This window comes from Candidatus Accumulibacter meliphilus (assembly GCF_036625345.1).
In the GTDB taxonomy this organism is placed as follows: Bacteria; Pseudomonadota; Gammaproteobacteria; order Burkholderiales; family Rhodocyclaceae; genus Accumulibacter; species Accumulibacter meliphilus.
This window is the reverse complement of record NZ_JAZKTZ010000005.1, coordinates 113203-136348: the sequence shown is the minus strand read 5'-3', so window position 1 is coordinate 136348 and position 23146 is coordinate 113203. Positions and strand designations below refer to the sequence as shown.

Below are 23146 nucleotides of genomic sequence, written 5' to 3'. Positions count from 1 at the left end.
TGGCAATGCTCAAGGAGGGCAAGCAGCGCTGCGCCTTTACTGCAGGCGACTCGCCGTTGGCATGCGGGCTGCCGGGTCCTGGCGGTAGAAAGCCGCGAGCTGTTCGTAGAAGGCCGGATATTGCGCGCGCAGCACTTCCGGCATCTCGAAGAATGCTTCGCTCATGACGGCGAAGAATTCGCTCGGATTCTCTGCCGCGTAGGGATCGAAAACGGTGTCCTGTGCGCTGGCTTCCGCTTCGTCTACCTGCGCGCAGAAGTCTTCGTAACTGGCGAGCAGAATCTGCTGCCAATCGGCTCGCGAGATTTCCGGTGGCAGGGCCGGGACGCCGTTTGCTTCGCCACTGAGCATGTCCAGCTTGTGCGCGAACTCATGGATCACGACGTTGTAACCGGCGCCGGCCATTTGCGCGTCGCGCCAGGAGATCAGCAGCGGCCCACCAGCCCAGGCTTCGCCCGAGGCCAGTTCCTGGTATTCATGGACAACGCCGAATTCGTCCTCGACGCTGCGCGGAATGACGAACTCGTCAGGGTAAACGACGATGCCGACCCAGCCGCGGAAATAGTCGAGGCCAAGTTCGAGGATCGGCAGGCAGCCCTGAGCGGCAATCGAGACGCAGATCTCGTCGCTGAGTTGCAGGCCGCCGGCGACGGTGAACTCCTTCTCGGCGAGAAATTCCTGGGCCAAGGCGCGCAGCCGCTGCTGTTCGTCGGCGTCGAGCGCTCTGAGGAAAGGCAGTGCCGAGACAATTTCCTGCCACAGGGCATCAGGAATCTCGGCGGTCTGCGGCTGTTTTCGCAGCCAGCCGATCAGCTTGCCGATCATGACGTCTTCACCTTTCCCGGCGCGGCGGTGGTCAGGTAAATGCCGGTGAAGATCAGGGCAATGCCGAGGTAGTGGTAGGAGCGCGGAATCTCGGCGAGGAAGATGGCCGCCAGGAGAGTGCCGAAGACCGGCATCAGGTGGATGAACAGGCTGGCCTTGCTGGCACCGACTTCGCCGACGGCGCGGTTGTAGAAGACGTAACCGAGAAAGCCCGGGAAAACGCCGGTATAAGCTATACCGGCCAGCGAGCTGGGCGAAATGTGGATCGTCTTGCCCCGGGAAATCTCCCAGGCATAGGCGGGGGCGAGGGCGATCAGGCCGACGGCGATGAAGGCGGCGAGCAGCAACATCGGGTCGACACCGACTGGCCGCCACTGTAGTCCGATGGTGTATAGCGCCCAGGAGAATACGGCCACCAGCATCCACAGGTCGCCGATGTTCAGACTGAGATTGGCCAGCGTCTGCACTTCGCCACGACAGACGATGATCGTCACGCCGACGAACGAAAGCAGCACCCCGAGCCACTCGATGCCGTGCAGGTGCTTCTTGAGGAAGGCCCATGACAGGGCAATGGTGGCGATCGGGATGAACGAGTTGAGCAGTACGGCGTTGGTCGCCGCCGTGTAGTTCAAGGCCACGTAAGCCAGCGTGTTGTAGGTGGCGACGCCTATCAGGCCAAGCACGACTACCGGCTTCCAGCCGCGCCGCAGCAGTGGCCACTGTGCGCGCAGCTGCGGCAGGGCGAGCGGCAGGACCAGTGCCAGAGCAATCGCCCAGCGCCAGAACGCGAGTGACAGCGGCGGCACCTGGTCGCGGATGGCGCGGCCAAGAACCATGTTTCCGGACCAGAACAGGACGGTCAGCGTGAGCAGCAGGTAGGGGTTTTGCAGGCGGGCGAACATCGGCGGCAAGGGGCGGCAAAGGCGCATTATGCCTGATGCGCCGGCGAGTCCATTATAATTGCCTTATGGTTTCAGTTACTCACTCGGTCGCCGCTCAGGGCGACTTCGAACATTCCCTGCAATCCCTGCTTGACGGAGTGCCGGTCGCTGACGGCGAGCGCATTCGACGCGCGGTGGAGTTTGCCCGGTCGTCCTATGGCGAGCGCCAGTTGGGCAGTGGCGAAAGCGTCTGGGGGCACGCCCTGGGGATGGCCCTGATCGTTGCCGGGCTAAAGCTCGACGCCGATGCGCGGCTGGCGGCGCTGCTCTTCGCGCTGCCGGCGCAGCAGGAGCATGGCCTGGCGCTGATCGAGAAAGAGTTCGGGCGCAGCGTTGCGCATCTGGTGGACGGCATTTCGCGTCTGAACCGCGTGCGACCGATCACTCGTGGTTTCGTCGCTCATTCGTCGGAAAGTGACGACAAGAAGCCGCAGGAAATGAAGGCGCAGGTCGAGGTGCTGCGCAAGATGCTGCTGGCGATGGTCGAAGACATTCGCGTCGTCTTGCTGCGCCTGGCCTCGCGCACGCAGACCCTGCGTTACTACGCCGTCGAGCCCGATCCGCTGCGCGCGGCGGTGGCGCGCGAGACGCTGGAACTGTATTCGCCCTTGGCCAATCGGCTCGGCGTCTGGGAGCTGAAGTGGGAGCTCGAGGATCTCTCCTTCCGTTTCATGCATCCGGCGATCTACAAGGATATTGCGCAACACCTCGACGAGAAGCGGACCGAGCGCGAGCAGTTCATCGTCGACGCGGTCGATCGCCTGAAGCGCGAGTTGGCTGACGCTGCTGTCGGCGATGCCGAGGTCTACGGCCGACCGAAGCACATTTTCAGTATCTGGAACAAGATGCGCAAGAAGGATGTCGCTTTCTCGGAGGTCTACGACATACGTGCGCTGCGGGTCATCGTCAAGGATGTCAAGGACTGCTACACGGCTCTGGGTATCGTGCACCACATCTGGTCGCCGATCGGCAGTGAGTTCGACGACTATATCGCCCACCCGAAAGGCAACGACTACCGTTCGCTGCACACGGCCGTGCATTGCCCGGACGGACGCGCGCTCGAGGTGCAGATCCGGACTCCCGATATGCATAAGCATGCCGAGTTGGGAGTTGCCGCGCACTGGCGGTACAAGGAGGGCAGCCAGGCGACCCCGGAAGACCGCTACGATGAGAAGATCGCCTGGCTTCGGCAACTGCTTACCTGGCGGGACGAGTCCGTCGATTCGTCGGACTGGGTCAGACACTACAAGAAAGCGGCCTTCGACGACACGATCTACATCCTGACCCCACAGGGGCGCGTCGTCGACCTGCCGCGTGGTGCGACGCCGGTGGATTTTGCCTACCGCGTGCACACCGACATCGGCCATCGCTGCCGCGGCGCCAAGGTCGATGGCGCACTGGTGCCGCTGAATACGCAACTGACCACCGGACAGCGCGTCGAAATCGTTCTGGCCAAGCACGGCGGCCCGTCACGCGACTGGCTCAACACCTCGCTGGGCTACGTGTTCACTCATCGCTCGCGCGCCAAGGTCAGGCAGTGGTTTGCCAATCTGGCGCTCGAGGACATGCTCGCCGAGGGGCGGGCGGTGGTGACTCGCGAGCTGCAGCGCATGGGGCAATCGAGCGTCAGTCTCGACGAGCTCTCGGACCGGCTCGGTTTTGCCCGCCCTGACGACCTGTTCATTGCCGTTGCGCGGGCCAAGTTGAACATGCGCCAGTTGCAGCTGGCGGTGCGTGGCGGCGAGGCACCTCCGGACGAAGACGATCTCGCCGAGTTGGCGGTGTCCAGATTGCGGCCAAGCGATGACGCCGAGAAGGGCATTCTGATCGTCGGCATGGGGCGTTTGCTGACGCAGCTGGCGGGTTGCTGCAAGCCGGTGCCACCGGATCCCATTGTCGGCTTCGTCACGCGTGGCAAAGGGGTGTCGGTGCATCGTGCCGATTGCAGCAATTTTTCGAACATGCGTGCGATGAATTCCGAGCGGGTGATCGAAACCACCTGGGGCGGCGGCGAGGAAGGTATTTTTGCGGTCGATATCGTCATCGACGCTCACGATCGTCAAGGCTTGTTGCGCGACGTCTCGGACGTCCTCGCGCGCGAAAAACTCAACGTTATCGCGGTCAATACGCAGTCCAGGCTGGGTAAGGCCTTGATGCGCTTCACTGCCGAAGTGGGCAGCATCCCGCAGCTCAACCGCACGCTGAGCCTGCTGCACGGTGTCGAGGGCGTGGTGGCTGCAAGGCGCGCCTGAGTCGCACCACCGGCCTGGCAGGTTTTGCCAGACCGGCGCTGACCAGTGCTTCAGCTGCTCGTCAGTCCTTCAGCAGTTCAATCAGCTCGGCTTGCGACGAATGCGGAGTGGTCCGTGAGCCGCGCCGCTGATGATAGCTGCCATCCGCTCCGAGTTCCCAGGCCAGGGTATTGTCGGTGAGGTAGATCTGCAGCCCCTCGGTGATTACCCGGCGCTTCAGCTTGCGGTCGAGGATCGGAAAAGCGAGCTCGATGCGGCGGAAGAAATTGCGCTCCATCCAGTCGGCGCTCGATAGATAGACTTTTTCTTCGCCGTCGGCGAAGAAATAGAACACCCGATGATGTTCGAGTTGTCGACCGATGATCGACCAGACGTTGATGTTCTCGGACAGGTCCTTGACGCCGGCACGCAAGCCGCAGACACCGCGGACGATGAGGTCGATCTTGACGCCGGCCTGCGAGGCTTCGTAGAGAGCAGCGATGGTCTCGGGTTCGAGCAGCGAATTCATCTTGGCGATGATTCGTGAACGCTTGCCGGTGCGTGCTGCCTCGGCTTCGGCACGGATCCCGGCAACGACATTCGGTTGCAGCGAGAAAGGCGCCTGCCAGAGGTGCTTCAGGGTCTGCGCGCGGCCGAGGCCGGTAAGCTGCTTGAACACCTCGTTGGCATCGGCACCGATGTCTTCGTTGCAGGTGAGCAGACCAAAATCGGAGTACAGGCGGGCCGTCTTGGGGTGGTAGTTGCCGGTACCGAGGTGCACGTAGCGGCGCAGGACGCTGCCGCCGGCCTTGCTTTCCTCGCGGCGGACGATCATCAGCATCTTGGCGTGCGTCTTGTAGCCAACAACGCCGTAAATGACGTGCGCGCCGACTTCTTCAAGCTTGGTCGCCCAGCCAATGTTCGCTTCCTCGTCAAAGCGCGCCATCAGTTCGACGACCACGGTGACTTCCTTGCCATTCTGTGCCGCGCGCAACAGCGACTGCATCAGCACCGAGTCCGTGCCGGTTCGGTAAACGGTCATCTTGATGGCCACCACCTGCGGGTCGGCGGCTGACTGCTCGAGTAGTTCAATGACTGGATTGAAGCTCTGGTAGGGATGGTGCAGCAGGATGTCGCCGCCGCGGATGGCGTCGAACAGGTTGGCATTCTTCTGCAGCACTTTCGGTGTGCCGGGTTTGAAGGGTTGAAACTTGAGGTTGTCGCGCAGCACCCAGTCGGGAACCTGCATCAGGCGGACCAGATTGACCGGCCCGGCGACCCGAAAGAGGTCGCGCTCGGTGAGGTCGAATTGGCCGAGCAGGAACTCGGCCATCGTTTCCGAGCAGTTGTTGGCGACCTCGAGGCGGACCGCATTACCAAAGTGTCGCTGCGGCAATTCGCCCTGGATCTTGGCGCGCAGATTCTTGACCGCTTCTTCGTCGACGAACAGGTTGCTGTTGCGCGTGACGCGGAACTGGTAGCAGCCAAGGACTTTCATGCCGGCGAACAACTCGTGGACGAACTCATGCAGGATCGACGACAGGAAGATGAAGCAGTATTCGCTGTCGCCGAGTTCGCGTGGCAGCCGGATGACGCGGGGCAGGACACGTGGCGCCTGCACGATGGCCGCGTTCGAGCTGCGCCCGAAAGCATCACGACCTTCGAGTTCGACGGCAAAGTTGAGGCTCTTGTTGAGCACGCGCGGGAAGGGGTGCGAGGGGTCGAGGCCGATCGGGGTGATCACCGGCATCACTTCGCGGAAAAAGAAGGCGCTGATCCATTCGCGCTGGGCGGGGCTCCAGTCGCCGCGTTTGAGGAAGCGAATGCCTTCACTCGCCAGCTGCGGCAGGATCTCTTCATTAAACAGCGCGTACTGTTCCTTGACCAGGGCGTGTGTTTCGTCGCTGACCAGGGCGTAGACTTCGCGCGCCGTCTTGCCGTCGGTGGTGAGCGCTACCGATCCCAGTTTGAGTTGCTCCTTGACGCCGGCAACCCGGATTTCGAAGAACTCGTCGAGGTTGCTGCTGACGATGCACAGGAAACGCAAACGTTCGAGCAGTGGGGTTTTGGGGTTCCTGGCCTGCCACAACACGCGCCGATTGAAAGCCAGCAGCCCCATCTCGCGATTCTGGAAGTAGTCCGACGGGAAGCCGTCAGTGGCCTTGGTGAGAGAGGTTTCGGTGGGCGTGGCGACGGTATTCATGGGTTCCTTCCGCGAAAATTGATGGATCAGGCAGGCTTGCTGAAGACAGCAAACATATTACAACCATCGCTCTATCGCTGGTCGCCAATAGCCCTGTTTTGTTGTCAGAACGGGGCTGTTTGATCAGGTGTCGCGTGCTGGCAGGGCTGTCGGCGGTGGTAACATGCTCATCCTGCAAACCTCTTTCGCCGTGTGGACAGAAGAAGAACGGGCATGAGTTACGAACTGATTGCCGGTGTCGATCTGGGTTCCAACACTTTTCGCCTGCAACTTGGGCGTATCGTTGGCGATCAGATTCACACGCTCGATAGCCTGAAGGAGCCTGTTCGCCTGGCTTCCGGTCTGAGCACGGAGAAAATCCTCGATCACGCCGCACAGCAGCGCGCGCTTGCTGCCCTGCGCCGTTTTGGCGAGCGGCTGCGCGGTTTCGCTCCGGAGCAGGTGCGAGCGGTGGCTACCGACGCGATGCGCGTCGCGCGCAATGCCGCCCTCGTTCTGCCGCAAGCCGAGGCCGCGCTCGGCTTCCCGATCGAAATCATCGCCGGGCGCGAGGAAGCCCGGCTGATCTTCATCGGCGCCGCGAATGCACTGCCGGCCGCGCCGCATCGGCGTCTGGTGGTCGATATCGGCGGTGGCTCGACCGAGTTGATCATTGGCCAGGGGTCCGAACCCTTGCTGATGGAGTCGCTATTCATGGGGGGGATCAATTTCCGTCAGCGTTTCTTCCCGAGCGGGAAGGTAGACCAGAAGCGCTTCAGCGCCGCCGAAGTGGCGGCCGCTCGGCAGATCGAAGCGGTGGTCACCGACTACCGGGGCTGCGGTTGGCACGAGGCCGTCGGCGCCTCGGGTTCGGCGCAGGAACTTGCCGCCGTGCTTGAGTTGAACGGCCTCAACCCTGAGCGCTGCGGCGGCATCAGTCGCCAGGGGCTGACCCGCCTGCGGCAGATGATCATCGCCGCCGGCGCGGCGGAACGGCTGCCGCTCAAAGGCCTGCACCGCGAACGCCTGCAAATCTTCCCCGGTGCCCTGGCCATCATGTCGGCGGTGTTTTCCTCGCTCGAACTTGAACAAATGACCTATTCGGCGGGGGCTTTGCCACTCGGCGTCCTGCACGATCTGCGCAGCCGTTTCGAGCATCATGACACGCGCGACCTGACCGTCGCGCAGTTCATGCGCCGCTATCGGGTCGCCGAGGAGCAGGTTCGGCGCGTCGAGCGTACCGCCCTGGCCGTGCTCGGACAACTGATACAGCTCGATTCTCCTGAGCACGAGAGCGAAGTCCACTTCCTGCGCTGGGCCGTCTCCCTGCACGAGATCGGCCTTTCGGTGGCGCACGGCAGCTTTCACAAGCATGGCGCGTATCTCGTGAGCAACGCCGACATGCCGGGATTTTCGCAGCGCGATCAGTCGCGCCTGGCGCTGCTGCTTCTCGGCCAGCGCGGCAGGCTGCAGAAAATGGCCTCGCTGCCTGCCGGTGATCCGAACTGGCGGTTGCTCTTCTGTCTTCGGCTGGCGGTCTTGCTGCATCGTTCGCGTCACGAGCAGGCACCGCCAGAGCTGGTGATCCGCGAGTCGCCCGTGGGTTTCCAGCTCGCTGTCGCGGCCGCCTGGCTGGACGCTAACCCGCTGGCTCTTGCCGCTTTGCGCGAAGAGTCCCTGCTCTGGGGTGGTATCGGCAGTGAGCTGCAGCTCACTGCCCTGCCGCCTGCAGGGACGTGCCAGTGAGGCTCCGATGAACGTCGCCGCGATCGATCTGGTGCAGCAGCCGGGGGGGCTGCAGTTGCGCCTGTCCGGGGACTGGACGCTGGCGACGATGCCGCAGCCGATTGTCAGCTTCGAGCGGCGCCTGCGCGAGCTGGCAGCCGGCAATCCGGCGTGGGACCTGCAGGCCATCGCGCGTATGGACAGCGCCGGCGGAATTCTGTTGTGGCGCGCCTGGGGCCGACAGTGGCCGCCGTCGCTGATCATTTCGAGCCGGCATCGAGCCTTGATTACGCGTGTTGAGCTCATGCCGCTTGATCTCCCGTCGGCGCGTTCGCGCGACGGCCTGTCGGTGCTGCTCGCCGTCGGTCGGCTGGTCCTCGCCGCGGCCAGTCACTTCACCGGCCTGGTGGCCTTGATCGGCCAGCTTGTCCTGGACCTGTTTTACCTCTGTCGGCACCCAGGGGACATCCCCTGGCGAGAATTTTCGGCAAACCTCTTCAAGAGCGGTGCGCAGGCGCTGCCGGTGACGGCCTTGATCGGTTTCCTGATCGGAGTCGTTCTGGCCTACCTTTCGGCCTTGCAGTTGGCGAGCTTTGGTGCCGACGTCTTCATCGTCAATCTGCTTGGCATCAGTATCGTGCGCGAACTGGGGCCGGTGCTGGTCGCCGTTCTCGTCGCCGGTCGTTCGGGGTCGGCAATGACGGCCCAGATCGGCGTCATGCGGGTCACCGACGAGATCGACGCGCTGGCCACGATGGGCGTTTCGCAAAGCCAGCGCCTGGTCTTGCCGAAGGTCGCTGCGCTTTCGGTGGCGATGCCGCTGCTGGTGATCTGGTGTTCGGCGGCGGGGATTTTCGGCGGCATGGTTTCGGCCAATTTGCAGATGGACCTGTCGTATGGCTTTTTCATTGATACCCTGCCCAAGGTGGTGCCGGTCGCCAATCTGTGGATCGGTATGGGCAAGGGCGTGATTTTCGGCTTTCTGATTGCCTTGATTGCCTGTCACTTCGGCCTCAGAGTCAAGCCGAATACCGAAAGCTTGTCCTCGCAGACGACCGCTTCGGTGGTGACGGCGATCACGGTGGCGATTCTGGTCGACGCCGTGGCTGCAATTCTGACTCGCAATATCGGACTGCCGCTGTGAGCGCAGCAGGAGAGGTGGCCCGAACAACGGTACCGGCCATCGAAATTCGCGGCTTGTGTACGCGCTTCGATGCGGTGGTGATTCATCGCGACATCGATCTCGCGGTCGAAGCCGGGCAGATACTCGGCCTGGTCGGCGGCTCGGGCAGCGGCAAGACGACCTTGTTGCGCGAGATCGTCGGTCTGTTGCGGCCCAGCGCGGGGACGCTTAAACTCTTTGGCCAGACGCTGTTCGACGGCGATCATGAGCAGGGGCGAGCGCTTCGCCGCCGCTTCGGAATGCTTTTTCAGCAAGGCGCACTCTTTTCGGCGTTTTCGGTCTTTGACAATATCGCCTTTCCGCTGCGCGAACTGCGCACCCTTGACGAAGCAATGATTCGTGATCTGGTCCTGCTCAAACTGGCGATGGTCGAACTTGAGCCGCGCCACGCTCAGCTGATGCCTGCGGAATTGTCGGGCGGGATGATCAAGCGCGTGGCGCTGGCGCGTGCCCTGTCCCTGGAACCGGAACTTCTCGTTCTCGACGAACCGACGGCCGGGCTCGACCCCGACCGTAGCGAGAACTTCATCACCTTGCTCAAACTACTGCAGCAGGAGCTCGGCTTTACGGTGGTCATGGTGACGCACGATCTCGATACCCTGCTTGGCCTGGCGACGCGTCTGGCGGTACTCGCGGATCAGGAGATCGTTGCCTGCGGCACGGCGGCAGAAGTGCTGGCCGTCGATCATCCCTTCGTGCGCAACTTCTTTGCTCCGAAGCGCGCCGCGGCAGCGATTCGACAGGAGGCGAGCTAGCCATGGAAAACCGTTCGCACGCGCTGCTGGCCGGATTGTTCACCCTGTTGCTGGGAGTTGCGGTGGTGCTCTCGGTGTGGTGGATCGGCGGCAAGCACGAGACCAGCCGCGACTATATCGTGGTGACGCGGCAGAACGTTACCGGACTGAGCCTGCAAGGACAGGTCCGCTACCGCGGCATTCGCGTCGGCAAAGTGCAGACCATTGAACTCGACCCGGATGATGTGCGCAACATCCTCGTTCGCATCAGCGTAAACGATTCGGTACCGGTGACGCGTGGGACGGTTGCCAAAATGGGCTATCAGGGAGTAACAGGCATTGCGCATGTCCTGCTCGAAGAAACCGGCGCCGATCCGCAGCCACTGCCGGGTAATGCCGGGGAGGCTTCGCGCATTCTCATGCGGCCATCGCTGATCGAGGAACTGTCCGATGCTGGTGGTGCCACCTTGCGCGCGGCCGGAGAGTTTCTTGGCAAGGCCAACAAACTGCTCGACAACGACAACCAGCAACGTTTCGCGGGTATTCTGGCCAATCTCGAAGCGACCACCGCCAACGCCAACGAAACGATCAGCGAGTTTCGTCAGTTGTTGGCGCAAACTCCGGAAAGCCTGCGTCGGCTCAACGCCACGCTGGCTCATGCCGAGCAGGCGGCGGGCCATGCGACACCATTGCTGCTCGAAACACGTGAACTGGTCGTGCGTTTGCAGGCGGTCAGCAAGCGCGTCGATGGTTTGCTTGGCGACCCGTCGCCGAGCGGGGTCGCCGCGCTCGCGCCGCGTCTCAACGAACTCGGTAGCGAGTTGTCGGCCAACTCGCGACAATTGCAGCGGGTGTTGCAGATGCTCGAGGATGCGCCACAAAGTTTCGTTTTTGGCTCGCCAAAGCATTCGCCCGGACCCGGCGAAGCCGGTTTCGTAGCCCCACCAAAGCGTGAAGGATCTCCATGAAGAGACGGTCGATCTGCCTTGCAGCGTGCCTGTTGCTCGCCGCCTGCGCAGGCGGGGCACGCAACAACACCCCCGCCGAGGTCTATGACTTCGGTTTGCCGGCCGCGCGTCTGGCCGAAGGCAGCGGCTGGTCGAAGCTGGCTCTCGAGATTCGCGCAGCGTACTGGTTTGACTCGCCGAGTATCGAATATCGCCTGCTCTACGACGATCCTCTGAAGTTGCGTAGCTACGCCGCCAGCCGCTGGGCTGGTGCGCCCGGACTGCTGCTCGCGCAGCACCTGCGGCAACAACTGGGGCTGCTCGACAGCAGCGGACGTACAGCCGTCAGCTGCCTGCTGCGCCTTGAGCTGCAGGAGTTCTCGCAGGTCTTTGAGACGCCGCTGCTGAGTCGTGGCGTGTTGCAGGGAACGGCGCGTATACTTGACGCCAGGCACCAGATCGTCGCCGAACGTGCGTTCAGCATCGAGCAGCCGGCAGCCGGCGCCGATGCCAGTGGCGGCGTGGGCGCCCTGGTTGTGGCCAGCAACGCCCTCGGGCAGCAACTCGCCGGCTGGTTGCAGGAACTCGAGAAACTTGGCCGGCTGAAGCAGTGCCCGGCGACGATCGCTGACTGAGGGGCTTTGCCCTGGCCCGCGCAGAAGCTTTTTCTATCGACAGAGCAAGGAGGCAAGATGAGCACCGATATGCCAATTCAGGACGACCCCTACGTTGTTCGCAGCGATCACCAGGGCGTCGCCACGCTGACTCTGAACCGCCCGCAGCAGTTCAACTCGCTATCACAGGCGATGATCGCCGCCCTGCAGGCGCAGATTGACGCCATCGCGCCTGATCCAGCCGTGCGCGTGCTGGTCATTGCCGGGGCCGGCAAGGCCTTCTGTGCCGGACACGACCTCAAGGAGATGCGTGCCAATCACGACAAGGCTTTCATGCAGGACCTCTTCCGGCGCTGCGGCCGGATGATGATGGCCCTGACCCAGATGCCACAGCCGGTGATCGCGCGCGTGCATGGCATTGCCACCGCGGCCGGCTGTCAGCTGGTTTCGATGTGCGACCTCGCCGTTGCCGCCGACAGCGCGCGCTTTGCGACCTCGGGAATCAATGTTGGCCTGTTCTGCGCGACGCCGGGTGTCGGCCTGTCGCGCAACCTGGGGCGCAAGCAGGCGCTGGAAATGTTGCTCACCGGCGATTTCATCGATGCACGGGCCGCTCTACAGCAGGGGCTGGTCAATCGCGTGGTGGCTGGCGACGCGCTCGATGCCGAGGTCGACAGGCTTGCCGGCTCGATCATCGCCAAGTCGTCGGTGGCCATTGGCATGGGCAAGCAGATGTTTTACAAACAGCTCGAAATGGGTCTCGAAGGCGCTTACCAGTACGCCTCCGAAGTGATGGCCTGCAACATGATGAGCGAAGACGCGGGCGAGGGAATCGATGCCTTTATCGGCAAACGCAAGGCGGAGTGGAGGGGTCGTTGATGTAGTGTTGCATTCTTGATGAGACTTTCGGCAACCGACTTTCGGCAACCATTTCCCACCCACCGTCATTGCGTGCTGGTTTAATGTGAAAGTCGCGCACGCGACTCACGAAACTCCCGTCTCCCCTCGCGGGAGAAGGGTCGGGGGTGAGACGGGGAATTCTGGGCGCATGCGCCCAGCCCGTCGAACGATTCCGGCGTGCAAGCCGGAATGCGCACTGCCAGTGGAGGGAAACGGTCATGACTTTCATGACTTGGGGTGTCGCCACGTGTCATGACCGTTAGGCGGCCAGCGGCGACTCAGACGACTGCCAGTTGATCGGGGCCGCTGGCTCGGGCAGCGTGCAGTGCCTCGATGGCGCGCTTCAGCACGTCCTCGAACGACTGGTCCGTGGCGCTGGCCTGGCTGGCGCCGACACTGACCGTGAACTGGACGGTGCCGTTCTCGGTCGGGATCGAGATGTCGGCAACCGCCTTGCGGATGCGCTCGGCAACCGCGATCGCTGCGCTGATATCGGTGTCGAGCAGGAGCATGGCAAACTCTCCGGCACCGAGTCGCCCGATCATATCCGCGCCGCGTAGACAGGTGGTGGCGGCCTCGGCAAACGAGATCAGCGCCTGGTCGCCGGTGGCGTGGCCATAACCATCGTTGATGCGCTTGAAGAAATCGATGTCGACTACCAGGATCGATAGCGGTCTCTGCGCACGCTCTGCTTGCTGCAATTGCGCGTGGAACGCTGCGACGAAGTGCTGCCGGCTACTGACGCCGGTCAGCCGATCGGTGGTCGCCAGATGTTGCAGCTCGGCGTCTTGATTGGCCAGCGTGCGCAGCAGCTGCAAGGATCGAAAAGCCACCACGGCCAGTGGCACGGTGACGCAGGTGGCCAGCATGAGGATCCACAGGGTTTGTTTCTGCCACAGCGCGAGTGCCTCGTCGTAGGCTACCGAGACGGCCACCAGCAAGGGGAAATCGGGGACCGACGAGTAGCTGGTGAACTGTCGCCGCTGCTTGTCGCTGCTCTCCTCGAGCACCACCGCCTGTTCCTTCTGTAGGAGCTGCGCGCCGGGAAGCGTGACGCCGGTGATCGCTTGGCCGAGCAGTCGCGGGTCGTCGGGTGCTCGTGCCAGAATTGTGCCGTCAGAGCGGAGGAGGGTGATTACCCCGCCCGGCTTGCGGCGCTGTTTCTCGTACACGGTCGTCAGTTTGCTCAGGTCAATCACCGCGACCAGGATTGGGAAAGCCTGCGTGGGCAGACGGCTGGCGATGGGTAGTTCGGGATTTCCCTCCGGCTTCCTGCGTGTGGGGGCGCCGATGAACAGGCCACCGCCTGCCGGCGTGCTTCTGAAGTAGTCGCTGTCGGCGACGTTTGCCAATGGCTCGGAGGCGTCGGAAAGTGGGGCTACTCGCCGTGCCGTCGGCAGCGAGCAGGCGAATCTCTATGGTGGCGGCCGTGTGGTCGCGAAAGTCCTTGAGCAAGCGCCGAAAACCGGGGGCACTGGCTGGGTCGAGGTCGGGGTCTGCCGCCAGCCAGTTGGCACACGCGGCAAGAATGACCTCGGCCAGACGAAACTGCCGCCGCGTCTGGTCTTCGACGGCGTGGGTCATGCGCTGCAGGGATTCGCGCGTCGTGGCGACGCGTTCATCGCGAGCCGAGACGATCCAGAAGCTCACGGCAGCCCACAAGGCCGCGACAAACAGCAGCGAGAAGACGATGACCGTTCGCGGGCTCGCCCATTCCTCAAGATGCTTGCTGGTGGCCCCCTGACACATGCTGTCTGCAGCGTAGTCCGCTGTCACACACGGAGAGTCATTCTAGCAGCGTAGTCGCGCTAACGCTGCCAGCGCCGCTCGTCGTCGACGTCCCGCTCGTCGTCGCCGACCACCCTGGCGTCCTCGGCCTCAACATCGATGACCCCGGCGAAGAACTCGATCGCCGTGTCGGCAACCTGCGTGGTGTCGTAGTAAGCGTAGGCGCCAGCGCCAAGCGCGCCAAAAACCGGTATCCAGCGGGAAATCCCCTTGCCGATCAGCCTTTGCGCGATGTGCATGCCGATCTTCAGCACTACCGCCTGGACCTGCGGCCGCGAAGCCCGCTGAACGACAAAACGTTGCCCGATCTGGGCGACCAGGTCGCGAACCGCTTGCGCGTCGGTATGCCGGAAAAGACAGTAGATCATTTCCTCGCGGCCCAATTCTGCAGTTTTTCCATAACAAGCGGCGATGTCGGCGACCAGCTGGGTCTGCAGTTGCCACAGCGAGCGCAGTTCCGGAAGCAGGGTCAGCCAGCCGAGCGGGCCGGGCGGCAGGCTGAGTCCGCTGGACGTCACGGCAGCGCGTCGTGCTGCGCTGGCGGCAATCGCGCGCGCGCGAAGTTCCGGTTTGCGTGCTTCAAGTTCCGTACTGAGCGGTGTCTGGCCGACGAAGTCGAGAATCGCCTCGGCGATTCGGGGCCCTGCCTTGAGCTGCGCGTTGCGTTTCGAGAAGCGTTTATCTTGCATGGTCAGAGTGCCATTTAATGTGAAAGTCGCGTCCGCGACTCACGAACAGAAAAGTGCCCGTCTGCCGTCTTGCGGAAGGAAGCGCCATTTTGCTTCATGCGCTGGTCCGACGCCAGACGCTCGCCAGCCAGGGTTGCTGCGCGCACGGCAGGCCGGTCGGACGATAATAGTGTTCGATCTCCAGATAGCCCGCCGCCGCCATGTGTTCGCGCCAGGCGGCGAGGTCGTGGTAGCTGGCGTAGCGGCCACTGCTCCAGCCTTCCTCGTTGTCGCCACGCGGGTTCGAGCAGAACAAGACCCCGGCGGGCTTGAGGGTGGCGCGCAATTGTCGCAGGACGCGTAGCAGTTCCTGGCGTGGGATATGGAACAGCGAGGCATTGGCGTAGACCCCGTCAAAGTGTGCTTCAGGCAGATCGAGCTTGAGGAAGTCCTGCTGCCAGACCGTACAGCCGCTGTCCTGGCGTGCCATGTCGACGAAGTTCCGCGAGCCGTCGAGTCCGATCGCCAGATGGCCGAGCTGGGTAAGCGCTTTGAGGTCGCGGCCCGGCCCACAGCCGAAGTCGAGAACCGTGAAAGGTGCCTGGCCGTGGATATGGCGCAACAGTGCGGCGATGTTTTGCGTCACGTCGTGCTCGCGAGTGCCTGCACGGAAGTCCTCGGCGCGCTGGTCGTAATGGGCCAGGGTCTGGGTGGTGATAAGGTCGAGATCGTCGGGACGTAATGGCATGGCTGGTGTGGGCGGTCGGGTTATGAGCAGCGGGCAAGATGGAATATGGCGGAACGGAGGTGGCCATTGATGGTAAACCATAGGCCCGCCATTTGGCTCGACGAGCTGCGTTTGCTCGCCGACAAGGTCAGCTTGGCGCGACCGGCTGCCGAAAACAGGAAAAGAAATATTCCTGTGCTAATCTACGTGACGGCGTGCGGCTTTGCCGGGCTCGCTGCAGTGGGAGCGATGACGGGCTGACGCCAGGGGAGACGACATAATATGACCCGGGGAAGGCATGCCTTTTCCTCTACGAGGGTTCGCCATGGCCACTGAAACCGAAATGAAGCTATCGCTGTCGGCGCGCGCGGCCAGCCAGTTGAGCCGCCATGTCTTGCTGTCGGGCGTGCCGTCGCAGCGGCAACTGCTGATCAATACCTACTACGATACGCCCGATTGCCGCCTGCGCAGCGAGCGGCTGATCGTGCGCTATCGTCAGCAAGGGGGCGACTGGCTGTTGGGCGTCAAGACTGCTGCTCAACTCAGCGGTGGGCTGGCCCAGCGCCAGGAGTGGGAGTGCCCTGGTCGGCCCGGCGAGTTCGACTTTTCGCATGTCGACCAAAGCGCTGTTCGCGATCTTCTCGAGTCCTTGCGAGATCAGTTGCAGTCGGCGTTTGTCACCCGCTTCCAGCGCCACACCTGGCTGCTGGAACCGCGCGAGGGCGTGCGCATCGAACTGGCGCTCGACCGCGGGACGATCGAGGCCAGCGGTCGTCGCCAGCCAATCCGTGAGGTCGAGCTGGAGCTGCTGTCCGGAGCCATCGGCGATCTTTTCGACCTGGCCGTTGCGCTGCAGGCCAGCCTGCCTTTGCATCCGGAAGCTCGCAGCAAGTCCGATCGCGCCTATCGCCTGATGCTCGACACGCCGATGACCGCGGCCAAAGCGCTGCCGGTTGCGATCGACGCCAGCTTGTCGAGCATCAGCGCATTTCGTCGCATTGCCCTGTCCTGCGTCAACCAGTTGCAGAGCAACGAGCAAGGTATTCTCGCGACCGATGCGCCCGAGTTTGTGCACCAGGCGCGCGTCGCCATTCGCCGCCTGCGGTCGGCCGTACGTGTCTGGCAGCGCCACCTGCCGGCACCATTCGTGGCCCGTTTTGATCCTCTCTGGCAAGAACTCGCCAAACATCTGGGGGGGGTACGCAACTGGGACGTTTTCCTGGCCGATACCGCGCCGCTATTGAGTGCGGCCTTTGCCGACCGGGCAGAAGATCAGACGAAAATAGAGTTGTTGTTCCGCTACGCCCGCCGGCGCTGCACGAACAATCGCCGGGCCGCGCGAGCCGCTTTCAAGTCGGCCACCTATTCGCGTCTGTTGCTCGACTTCTCGGCAGCTCTTCAGGCGTTGCCCGAAGCGAAGCGCGGTTCGCTGGGAGACTTTGTTCCCGCCTGGCTCAACAAGTGTACCCAGCGCGTCAACCAGCGCGCCGCAGAGGCACAGCAGGGCGGCGACGAGGCTCGTCACCGTCTGCGCCTGGCGTTCAAGCAATTGCGCTACGCGCTCGAATTCTTTTCGCCAATTTTCGCCGGGCCCGTGTTGCAGAACTATCATCAGTCGCTTACCGCCCTGCAGGAACAGCTCGGGCAGCAGAACGACTTGGCCGTCGCCATGCAACTGGTCGTTGAGGCGCTGCCGGGGCGCCGAGCCGAAGGTGTTCATGACTGGCTGGCGACGCAAAGCGAGGCACTGCTACCGGAACTGGAAACGCTGTTGGACGCTTTTCGACGTCAAGACGCGCCGTGGTCAGCGCCGTCGCCGTGAACGTGTGGGTTTGCGGCGGGTTGCTTTTTTTTTTTTCAGGTTTACAGCGAGCGCTACTGAGGTCGTCTCAGCTTTCCTTGGTCGTGCTGTCCTTTTGCACCTCGACGTAACCGGTAAGTTGCGACTCGAGCTCGTTGAAAGCTGAAGGCGCTTGCTGGCTCAAACGCGACAGGCGTCGCATCAGGCGCTGCTGCGCAAAAGTCTCCGCAGGGTCGGGCTTGCCCAGTAGATACTCCGAGCCGCGTTTGGTCATCACGACCATCGAATTGGACTCGAATCTGTGGCCAGTGATCGGCGACGTCCTGATGTGCGAGGACGAGGGAAAGCGCGGATTAGTGCCATACACGCGCCCTTCGATGCACACCAGTCTTTCGCCCTCACGGGTGATCAGTTCCAGAGTTTTCCAGTTATTGAGCATATTCATAGTGTTCCCGCCCCCATTTTCAATGCCAAGTAGCCAAGCGACTCACCATTCTAGCCGACAAATCAAGGCTGCGCCGCCTTTCGGAAGTAGGCCGAATGCCGTGATGTGCTTCGTCAATAGTTGTCTTCGCAGATTTGGTCATGTGTTAATTCAGAGATTTGCAAACCAAGCAAGCTTGTTAAGAGTCCTGCCCGAAGGTGGGAAGCTGGCCGGCCACCGCCGTTACTGTCCACAGCGACCCGTCGGGAGACCGTTCCAGCTATCGCAGCAAGCAGACGTATCTTGATAGAAGCAAAAACCTTGCCACTTTGGCATAAATAAGGTGACGCCATTAAAGCAATAGCTTAGAGTTGCTGCGTTTTAACGGCAAGAAATGCCGTGTAAAATTTATCGACACTTGCCGCGCGCGAGTGGGCGAGTGAGCCAGTCGGCGAATGACATTCGGCGTTTCCATTGACGGCTTGCTGGGCCGTTGCCGATGCAGCTTTCAAGCGTCCAGCGCACTCTGCAACAGGCAGTCGCTTTCGTCGGCAGCGAGTGCTTCTATCCTGGCCAGCTGTTGCGTCAGTACGGCCAATGTCGCCTCGGAGGCGTCACGACCTTTGCGCAGGCGGCCGAGGATGCGCGCGCGCAACACCGCTGGCCTGGCCTGTGGCGCGACGATAAAGAAAGCGACTGCCGCCTGCGCGGCCAGGGCTCGGAAGCTGTCGCGCCGGGCGCGTTCGAGAAAGGCGGCGTCGACGATCACCGACCAGTTGGCTGCCAGCAGCTCCTCGGCTAGCTCGTACAGGCGGCGGTAGGTCAGTTCGCTGACGTTCCTGGTGTAGAGGCCGCCGTCTACCGGCGAGCCACTTCGCGCGGCTGCGTCGAGGTCGAACAGGCGCTTGCGCTCGACGTCGGAGCGCAGGCGTAGCGTCGCCGCGGCGGGATCGTGCAGCAAGACTCGGCGTGCGGCGCGACTCTTGCCGCACGCGGAGACTCCGTGGGTGATGATCAGCCGTGCAGGTGGCGGGTTGACCAAGCGTTCGGCGAGCGCCAGGTAATGGTCGGCGTGGCCGCCATCACTGCTCGTCTGCGTGGCCCGCAGCGCCGCCACTTTGGCGCGCACCAGTGCGCGATAGACGGCGTAGAAGCGTAGCACCTGCACGGCATCGTAGTCGCCACTGCAGGACAGCCACTCGTTGACCAGCCAGGCGGCCAGACCGGGCTGATCGTGGTCGAGGAGATCGATGAAGGTGAACGCGATCTCGCTGGCGACGTCAATCCAGCGCAGATCTTCACTGAATTCGATGCAGTCGAAGAGGCGTACGCTGCCGTCGATCACAACCAGGTTGCCCAGATGCAGGTCGCCGTGACACTCGCGTACCCGGCCGGCCGCTTTGCGGGCGGCGAAGCGGGGTGCCAGCCGCTCGAATTCGCGGTGCGTCCACGCGGCGAGCCGTGCCAGCCGGGTCTGTTCTTCCCGGCCTGGCAGCAGCGGCGCCAGCTCGGAGAAATTGGCGAGGGCCGGTGCCAGCACCTGCTCGGGTTCGCCGAAATGCGTGCCGGCCGGTGCCACTGCCGCCCGCTCGTGAAACTCGGCAATCGTGGCGGCCAGGGCGGACATCTGTTTCGCATGCAGTTTTCGGCGCCCGCACAGGCGATCGAGTCGACCCGCTTCGGCGAAGCGGCGCATTTTGACCGCGAACTCGATGGCCTCGCCGCTGCCGCCGATCTGCGGGTCGGCCGCCGTGCCGACAATGGCGACGACTTGCAGGTAGAGGTCCGGCGCGAAGCGACGATTCAGGCGCAGCTCGGCCTCGCAGCAGGCTTGGCGCTTGGCAAGCGTGCTGTAGTCGAGGAAGGGCAGGAGCACCGGCTTCTTGATCTTGTAGGCGAAGGCCCCGGCCAGGAGCAGCCATGAGGCGTGCGTTTCGACGAGTTCGACGCCGGTCGCCGGGTCCGGATAGCGATCGGCTTCGAGCAGGGCGGCGATCAGCGGGGGTAGCACTTGCCGGCGCCGATCAGCGGCCGACTTCGGCCAACAGCGAGGCGATCATCGCTTCTGCCTGGCGCAGGTAGCTGCCGCCGAACAGGTTCAGGTGGTTGAGTACGTGGTAGAGCTGGTACAGCGTTCGCCGCTGTTGGTAGCCGTCGGGCACTGGCCAGGCCTCGCGGTAGGCGGCGTAAAAGCGCTCCGGAAAGCCGCCGAACAGTTCGCTCATTGCCAGGTCGCATTCGCGGTCGCCGAAATGGGCCGCCGGGTCGAACAGCGCCAGCCTGCCCGTTTCGTCGATGGCTGCATTGCCGGACCACAGGTCGCCATGCAGCAGGCTGGCGCTTGGCCGGTGAGCGGCGAAGAAGGCGGCAAGATTCTCCGCCAGCCGCTCACCTTTGGCGATCAGTCTGCCCTGGTAGCCGCGAGCTGCGGCGAGTGCGAGCTGTGGTTGCAATCGCTGCGTGGCAAAGAACGCCGGCCAGCTAGCCCGCCCGGCGTTGTGTTGTGGCGTACTGCCGATGAAGTTGTCGCGATGCCAGCCGTACTGTGGGCCGCTGATGCGATGCAGTGCGGCGAGCGAGCGGCCCGCCGCCGCCACCTGCTTCTCTTCTCGCAGGCCGTGCAGGCGCAGGTGTTCGAGGACCAGGTAGGCCTGCCCGCCGGCGCAGCCGTGGCCGACGACGTGCGGCACGCGCAGCGCCGGGCAGGCCGCCAGCGCCTGCAGGCCGTCCGCTTCGGCGACGAACATGTCGAGCAGGCTGGCGTCATTCAATTTGACGAAGCAGCGCCGTTGGCCGCTCTCGAGCAGCAGCGTGCGCGAGATCGAAGCACCCCCAATCGGTGTGGCGGCGTCGATCGCGGTGGGCTGCTCTTCGCTGTCGCCATCGATCAGCGCACGCAGCGCGTCGCCCAGTGCAGCATTCATGGCCAAGCTCGATTTCATGTGCTTCCCGCCAGGGCCGAGGCTGACGTCAGCTCACTTGTTGACCACTTCAGCCTGCGGGCGCGGTGCCAGATTGACACGATTGCGACCCTCGCCCTTGGCCGCGTAGAGCGCTTGATCGGCGCGTGCGATGAACTCCGCGGCCGACTCGCCAGCGACGTAATCGGCGATACCGATGGAAACGGTAATGTTGCCGATCAAGAGCTGCTTGCTGCCGCTGGTCCTGATACGGCTGGCAGCGACCAATGCGCGCAAGGCCTCGGCCAGGCCGACCGCGCCGCCGCGCGGCGTTCGTGGCAGGATCACGGCAAACTCTTCGCCACCATAACGAGCAGCTGTGTCCTTGCCTTTCACATTGGCCCTGAGCATGTCGCCGACACCGGCCAGCACCTTGTCGCCGAACAGGTGACCGTGGGTATCGTTGAGCCGTTTGAAACGGTCCAGATCGATCATCAGCAGGCATGGTCCGGGGCCGGAAGGGAGGTCTTGTTGCAGGCAGGCGGTCAGGGCCAGATCGAATCCCCGGCGATTGGCCAGCCCGGTCAGGCCGTCGACCAGGGCTTCTTCGCGGGCACGCGCGACCTCCTGTCTGAGCTCCTGCGTTTCACGACTGCTGTTCGCCAGCTGCTCCTGCAGGTCACTGATCGCCTTCTGCATGTCGCGTGTACCGCGCAGGATGTCGGCGAGACCGGGTGGGGATGGCTGTGCCCCCTTGGCATTTGCCGGGTGCTGCAGCGTCTCGCCCCAACGTTCCAGCGAGTCGCTGTAATGTGAGGCCTGATCACCGGCATGGGTTGCCGAGGCGGCTACCTGGTCGACCAGATGGCCGACGCTGTCGCCGATACGCAGCGCGGTGTTCGCGTCCAGGTCGGCGACGTGTTTGTAATACAGCGCGCAGGCGGCGGGGTCGTCGAGCTTGCCTTCGGTCGTGAGGCGCGCGTCGAGTGCTATCTGCAGGTCCCGATTGATGCCCGACACATATTCGTACCAGATCGCGTAGCTGAACGGGTGCAGGCCGGCACCCTGCTGGCTCATGCGTTTCACTGCCTGGCGCAGAAACTCGGCGCTTTGCTCAAAAGTGTGCTCGTACCTCATTGTCGTTCTCTCTTGTCCTGGTGATCAGCAAGCGGTCGTTGCAAATTCTTCACCTGCCGGGCTTGCTTAGGGCGGCGGCTTGATGCTGCCCTGCCGTAGCAGATGCTCGACCCTTCAGGTGGCCGCGGTCGGCTGAACAAATAACCCTGCATCTTCGGGCAGTTGGCCTGGCGCAGGAACTCAAGCTGCGCGCGGGTTTCGACGCCTTCCGCGATCACTTCCAGCCCGAGGCTGTGCGCCATGGCGATGATGGCAGTGGTGATACCGGCATCATCGCCATTGTCCGGCAGGCCGCGGACGAAGCTCTGGTCGATCGAAAAATGGACACCGAGTTTGCGCCGACGATGGAAACCGTCGATCCGTCGTGCCTCCGGCTCCATCAGGATGCTCTCGGTCAGTTCGAGTTCGAGCTGGCTGGCCTCGCTGCCCGTCGCGGCGATGATTGTTGCAACCGAGCCCAGGAAGTCGTGCGTGCGCAACTGTCGCGCCTCCTGCGCCGAACGCAACACGTAGCGCGCCCGGTGACCGAGAAGCGGCCAGTTGATCGGCTTGGAGATGAAGTCGCTGGCACCCGACTCGTAGGCCTGGTTGACCGATTCGATATCATCCATGCCGGTGACCATGATCACCGGCACCTCGCTCATGTCCCAGCGTTGGCGAATGTGTCTACAAACGGCAAAGCCGTCGACTCCCGGTATGTCGACGTCGAGCAGGACCAGCGCGGGAGGTGGCCCAGCCAGCAGTTCGATCGCTTCATCGCCGTCGGCCGCGACGCTGACTTCGAAGTCGAACTGCGCCAGCGTTTCCTGTTCGAGCATGCGCATCACAGGGTCGTCGTCGACGCTTAGGACTCTCGGTCGTGTGGCTGCCTCAGGCAGTTGCATGGTCTGGACTTTCGGCAAGGATGGTCGCCAGCAAGGCGAGTACGCGCGGGAGCTCGAATTCTACTACTTCCAGCAGTGGCTTCGCGCCGTCCACGGCTTCTTTGCGGGCGAGTGTTTCGAGTTCCCTGCATAGCGTTGCCAGTTGTTCGGCGCCGACATTCGAGCTGCTGGATTTCAGCGCATGCGCCGTCTTGCGCAGGGCTTCGGCGTCGCCTGCTGCGGCAGCGGTTTGTGTCGCTGTTGTTGCCAGTGGCAGCCAGCGCTGCAAAGTGGCGAGCAGGCGCTCACGGGAGAAGGGCTTGCTAACGGTCATGACAATCGAGACAGCCCAGATCATGAAAGTCATGACCGTTTTCCCCTCTTCCACGACCCTTCTCCCGCGAGGGGAGAAGGGCGATTCGTGAGTCGCTTGCGCGACTGTCACATTAAGTTAATCGTCTTTTTCTCAAGGCAATAAACCTAACGGCAATCCGCGGCAAGAGCTTTAGCCCGGAGCGTGTGTTTGTCGTCCATCATCACCCGGTCGACATTCGCG

At 63.0% G+C, this 23146-nt stretch carries 21 protein-coding genes; 8 read left to right on the top strand and 13 right to left on the bottom strand.

The annotated features are described in order from the left end of the window. Positions 1-36 precede the first annotated feature (36 nt). Both V5B40_RS11680 and V5B40_RS11675 read right to left on the bottom strand, forming a co-directional pair. Positions 37-825, bottom strand: a complete 789-nt coding sequence (locus V5B40_RS11680) for a zinc-dependent peptidase (RefSeq protein WP_332354654.1) — start codon at positions 823-825, stop codon at positions 37-39. Further along, the gene (locus tag V5B40_RS11675) at positions 822-1754 is read right to left on the bottom strand and encodes a DMT family transporter (protein WP_332354653.1); all 933 of its coding nucleotides are present in this window, start codon (positions 1752-1754) and stop codon (positions 822-824) included. The genes V5B40_RS11680 and V5B40_RS11675 overlap by 4 nt, the downstream gene beginning before the upstream one ends. 38 nt (positions 1755-1792) lie before the next feature. On the opposite strand from V5B40_RS11675, the gene V5B40_RS11670 reads away from it, so the two are divergent. Next, positions 1793-4018, top strand: a complete 2226-nt coding sequence (locus tag V5B40_RS11670; RefSeq protein WP_332354652.1) for a RelA/SpoT family protein — start codon at positions 1793-1795, stop codon at positions 4016-4018. A 61-nt stretch (positions 4019-4079) separates the two neighbouring features. On the opposite strand, the gene ppk1 is transcribed toward V5B40_RS11670, so the two are convergent. Further along, positions 4080-6200, bottom strand: a complete 2121-nt coding sequence (gene ppk1 / locus V5B40_RS11665; RefSeq protein ID WP_332354651.1) for a polyphosphate kinase 1 — start codon at positions 6198-6200, stop codon at positions 4080-4082. Between the two features lie 213 nt (positions 6201-6413). On the opposite strand from ppk1, the gene V5B40_RS11660 reads away from it, so the two are divergent. The 6 genes from V5B40_RS11660 to V5B40_RS11635 are packed head-to-tail and all read left to right on the top strand — an operon-like array spanning position 6414 to position 12261. After that, positions 6414-7925, top strand: a complete 1512-nt coding sequence (locus V5B40_RS11660; RefSeq protein ID WP_332354650.1) for a Ppx/GppA phosphatase family protein — start codon at positions 6414-6416, stop codon at positions 7923-7925. 7 nt (positions 7926-7932) lie between these two features. Continuing rightward, on the top strand, positions 7933-9048 hold the full coding sequence (locus V5B40_RS11655; RefSeq protein ID WP_332354649.1) for an ABC transporter permease: 1116 nt from the start codon (positions 7933-7935) through the stop codon (positions 9046-9048). A gap of 14 nt (positions 9049-9062) precedes the next feature. Then, positions 9063-9842, top strand: coding sequence for an ABC transporter ATP-binding protein (locus V5B40_RS11650; protein ID WP_332354648.1), 780 nt, complete (start codon positions 9063-9065; stop codon positions 9840-9842). Positions 9843-9844: 2 nt separating this feature from the next. Beyond that, positions 9845-10789, top strand: coding sequence for an MlaD family protein (locus V5B40_RS11645; RefSeq protein WP_332354647.1), 945 nt, complete (start codon positions 9845-9847; stop codon positions 10787-10789). After that, on the top strand, positions 10786-11403 hold the full coding sequence (locus V5B40_RS11640; RefSeq protein ID WP_332354646.1) for an ABC-type transport auxiliary lipoprotein family protein: 618 nt from the start codon (positions 10786-10788) through the stop codon (positions 11401-11403). The genes V5B40_RS11645 and V5B40_RS11640 overlap by 4 nt, the downstream gene beginning before the upstream one ends. Positions 11404-11460: 57 nt before the next feature. Next, a complete protein-coding gene (locus tag V5B40_RS11635; RefSeq protein ID WP_332354645.1) occupies positions 11461-12261 on the top strand; it encodes an enoyl-CoA hydratase in 801 nt (266 codons plus the stop codon). Between the two features lie 299 nt (positions 12262-12560). On the opposite strand, the gene V5B40_RS11630 is transcribed toward V5B40_RS11635, so the two are convergent. From V5B40_RS11630 to V5B40_RS11615, 4 genes are all read right to left on the bottom strand, one after another. After that, positions 12561-13454, bottom strand: coding sequence for a sensor domain-containing diguanylate cyclase (locus V5B40_RS11630; protein WP_332354644.1), 894 nt, complete (start codon positions 13452-13454; stop codon positions 12561-12563). Between the two features lie 19 nt (positions 13455-13473). Next, positions 13474-14031, bottom strand: coding sequence for a hypothetical protein (locus V5B40_RS11625; RefSeq protein ID WP_332354643.1), 558 nt, complete (start codon positions 14029-14031; stop codon positions 13474-13476). Positions 14032-14090: 59 nt separating this feature from the next. Continuing rightward, entirely contained in the window at positions 14091-14759 is a 669-nt protein-coding gene (locus V5B40_RS11620; RefSeq protein ID WP_332354642.1) for a hypothetical protein, read from the bottom strand. A 94-nt stretch (positions 14760-14853) separates the two neighbouring features. Further along, the gene (locus tag V5B40_RS11615; RefSeq protein ID WP_332354641.1) at positions 14854-15486 is read right to left on the bottom strand and encodes a class I SAM-dependent methyltransferase; all 633 of its coding nucleotides are present in this window, start codon (positions 15484-15486) and stop codon (positions 14854-14856) included. A gap of 304 nt (positions 15487-15790) precedes the next feature. Between V5B40_RS11615 and V5B40_RS11610 the strand changes: the two genes are divergently transcribed. Continuing rightward, entirely contained in the window at positions 15791-17287 is a 1497-nt protein-coding gene (locus tag V5B40_RS11610; RefSeq protein ID WP_332354640.1) for a CHAD domain-containing protein, read from the top strand. A gap of 67 nt (positions 17288-17354) precedes the next feature. Here V5B40_RS11610 and V5B40_RS11605 read toward each other — a convergent pair whose 3' ends face one another. The 6 genes from V5B40_RS11605 to V5B40_RS11580 all read right to left on the bottom strand — a co-directional run bounded on the left by V5B40_RS11605 (position 17355) and on the right by V5B40_RS11580 (position 22957). After that, positions 17355-17711, bottom strand: a complete 357-nt coding sequence (locus V5B40_RS11605; RefSeq protein ID WP_332354639.1) for a hypothetical protein — start codon at positions 17709-17711, stop codon at positions 17355-17357. Positions 17712-18198: 487 nt separating this feature from the next. After that, positions 18199-19701: a bifunctional aminoglycoside phosphotransferase/ATP-binding protein gene (locus V5B40_RS11600; protein WP_332354638.1), complete on the bottom strand. Its 1503-nt coding sequence runs from the start codon at positions 19699-19701 to the stop codon at positions 18199-18201. 13 nt (positions 19702-19714) lie between these two features. Next, positions 19715-20614, bottom strand: a complete 900-nt coding sequence (locus V5B40_RS11595; RefSeq protein WP_332354637.1) for a fructosamine kinase family protein — start codon at positions 20612-20614, stop codon at positions 19715-19717. Between the two features lie 51 nt (positions 20615-20665). After that, positions 20666-21727 carry a GGDEF domain-containing protein gene (locus V5B40_RS11590; protein WP_332354636.1) on the bottom strand — a complete coding sequence of 354 codons (1062 nt, stop codon included), beginning with the start codon at positions 21725-21727 and terminating at the stop codon, positions 20666-20668. Further along, positions 21724-22611, bottom strand: a complete 888-nt coding sequence (locus V5B40_RS11585) for a response regulator (protein ID WP_332354635.1) — start codon at positions 22609-22611, stop codon at positions 21724-21726. Before V5B40_RS11585 ends, V5B40_RS11590 begins: the two co-directional genes overlap by 4 nt. After that, positions 22598-22957 (bottom strand): Hpt domain-containing protein, encoded by a 360-nt coding sequence (locus V5B40_RS11580; protein ID WP_332354634.1) that lies wholly within the window; start codon positions 22955-22957, stop codon positions 22598-22600. Before V5B40_RS11580 ends, V5B40_RS11585 begins: the two co-directional genes overlap by 14 nt. Positions 22958-23146: the final 189 nt, after the last annotated feature.

Coding starts and splice junctions, on each gene's coding strand:
- V5B40_RS11680 (WP_332354654.1), bottom strand. CDS start 825: ATGATCGGCAAGCTGATCGGCTGGCTGCGAAAACAGCCGCAGACCGCC.
- V5B40_RS11675 (WP_332354653.1), bottom strand. CDS start 1,754: ATGCGCCTTTGCCGCCCCTTGCCGCCGATGTTCGCCCGCCTGCAAAAC.
- V5B40_RS11670 (WP_332354652.1), top strand. CDS start 1,793: ATGGTTTCAGTTACTCACTCGGTCGCCGCTCAGGGCGACTTCGAACAT.
- ppk1 (WP_332354651.1), bottom strand. CDS start 6,200: ATGAATACCGTCGCCACGCCCACCGAAACCTCTCTCACCAAGGCCACT.
- V5B40_RS11660 (WP_332354650.1), top strand. CDS start 6,414: ATGAGTTACGAACTGATTGCCGGTGTCGATCTGGGTTCCAACACTTTT.
- V5B40_RS11655 (WP_332354649.1), top strand. CDS start 7,933: ATGAACGTCGCCGCGATCGATCTGGTGCAGCAGCCGGGGGGGCTGCAG.
- V5B40_RS11645 (WP_332354647.1), top strand. CDS start 9,845: ATGGAAAACCGTTCGCACGCGCTGCTGGCCGGATTGTTCACCCTGTTG.
- V5B40_RS11640 (WP_332354646.1), top strand. CDS start 10,786: ATGAAGAGACGGTCGATCTGCCTTGCAGCGTGCCTGTTGCTCGCCGCC.
- V5B40_RS11635 (WP_332354645.1), top strand. CDS start 11,461: ATGAGCACCGATATGCCAATTCAGGACGACCCCTACGTTGTTCGCAGC.
- V5B40_RS11625 (WP_332354643.1), bottom strand. CDS start 14,031: ATGTGTCAGGGGGCCACCAGCAAGCATCTTGAGGAATGGGCGAGCCCG.
- V5B40_RS11620 (WP_332354642.1), bottom strand. CDS start 14,759: ATGCAAGATAAACGCTTCTCGAAACGCAACGCGCAGCTCAAGGCAGGG.
- V5B40_RS11615 (WP_332354641.1), bottom strand. CDS start 15,486: ATGCCATTACGTCCCGACGATCTCGACCTTATCACCACCCAGACCCTG.
- V5B40_RS11610 (WP_332354640.1), top strand. CDS start 15,791: ATGGCCACTGAAACCGAAATGAAGCTATCGCTGTCGGCGCGCGCGGCC.
- V5B40_RS11605 (WP_332354639.1), bottom strand. CDS start 17,711: ATGAATATGCTCAATAACTGGAAAACTCTGGAACTGATCACCCGTGAG.
- V5B40_RS11595 (WP_332354637.1), bottom strand. CDS start 20,614: ATGAATGCTGCACTGGGCGACGCGCTGCGTGCGCTGATCGATGGCGAC.
- V5B40_RS11590 (WP_332354636.1), bottom strand. CDS start 21,727: ATGAGGTACGAGCACACTTTTGAGCAAAGCGCCGAGTTTCTGCGCCAG.
- V5B40_RS11585 (WP_332354635.1), bottom strand. CDS start 22,611: ATGCAACTGCCTGAGGCAGCCACACGACCGAGAGTCCTAAGCGTCGAC.
- V5B40_RS11580 (WP_332354634.1), bottom strand. CDS start 22,957: ATGACTTTCATGATCTGGGCTGTCTCGATTGTCATGACCGTTAGCAAG.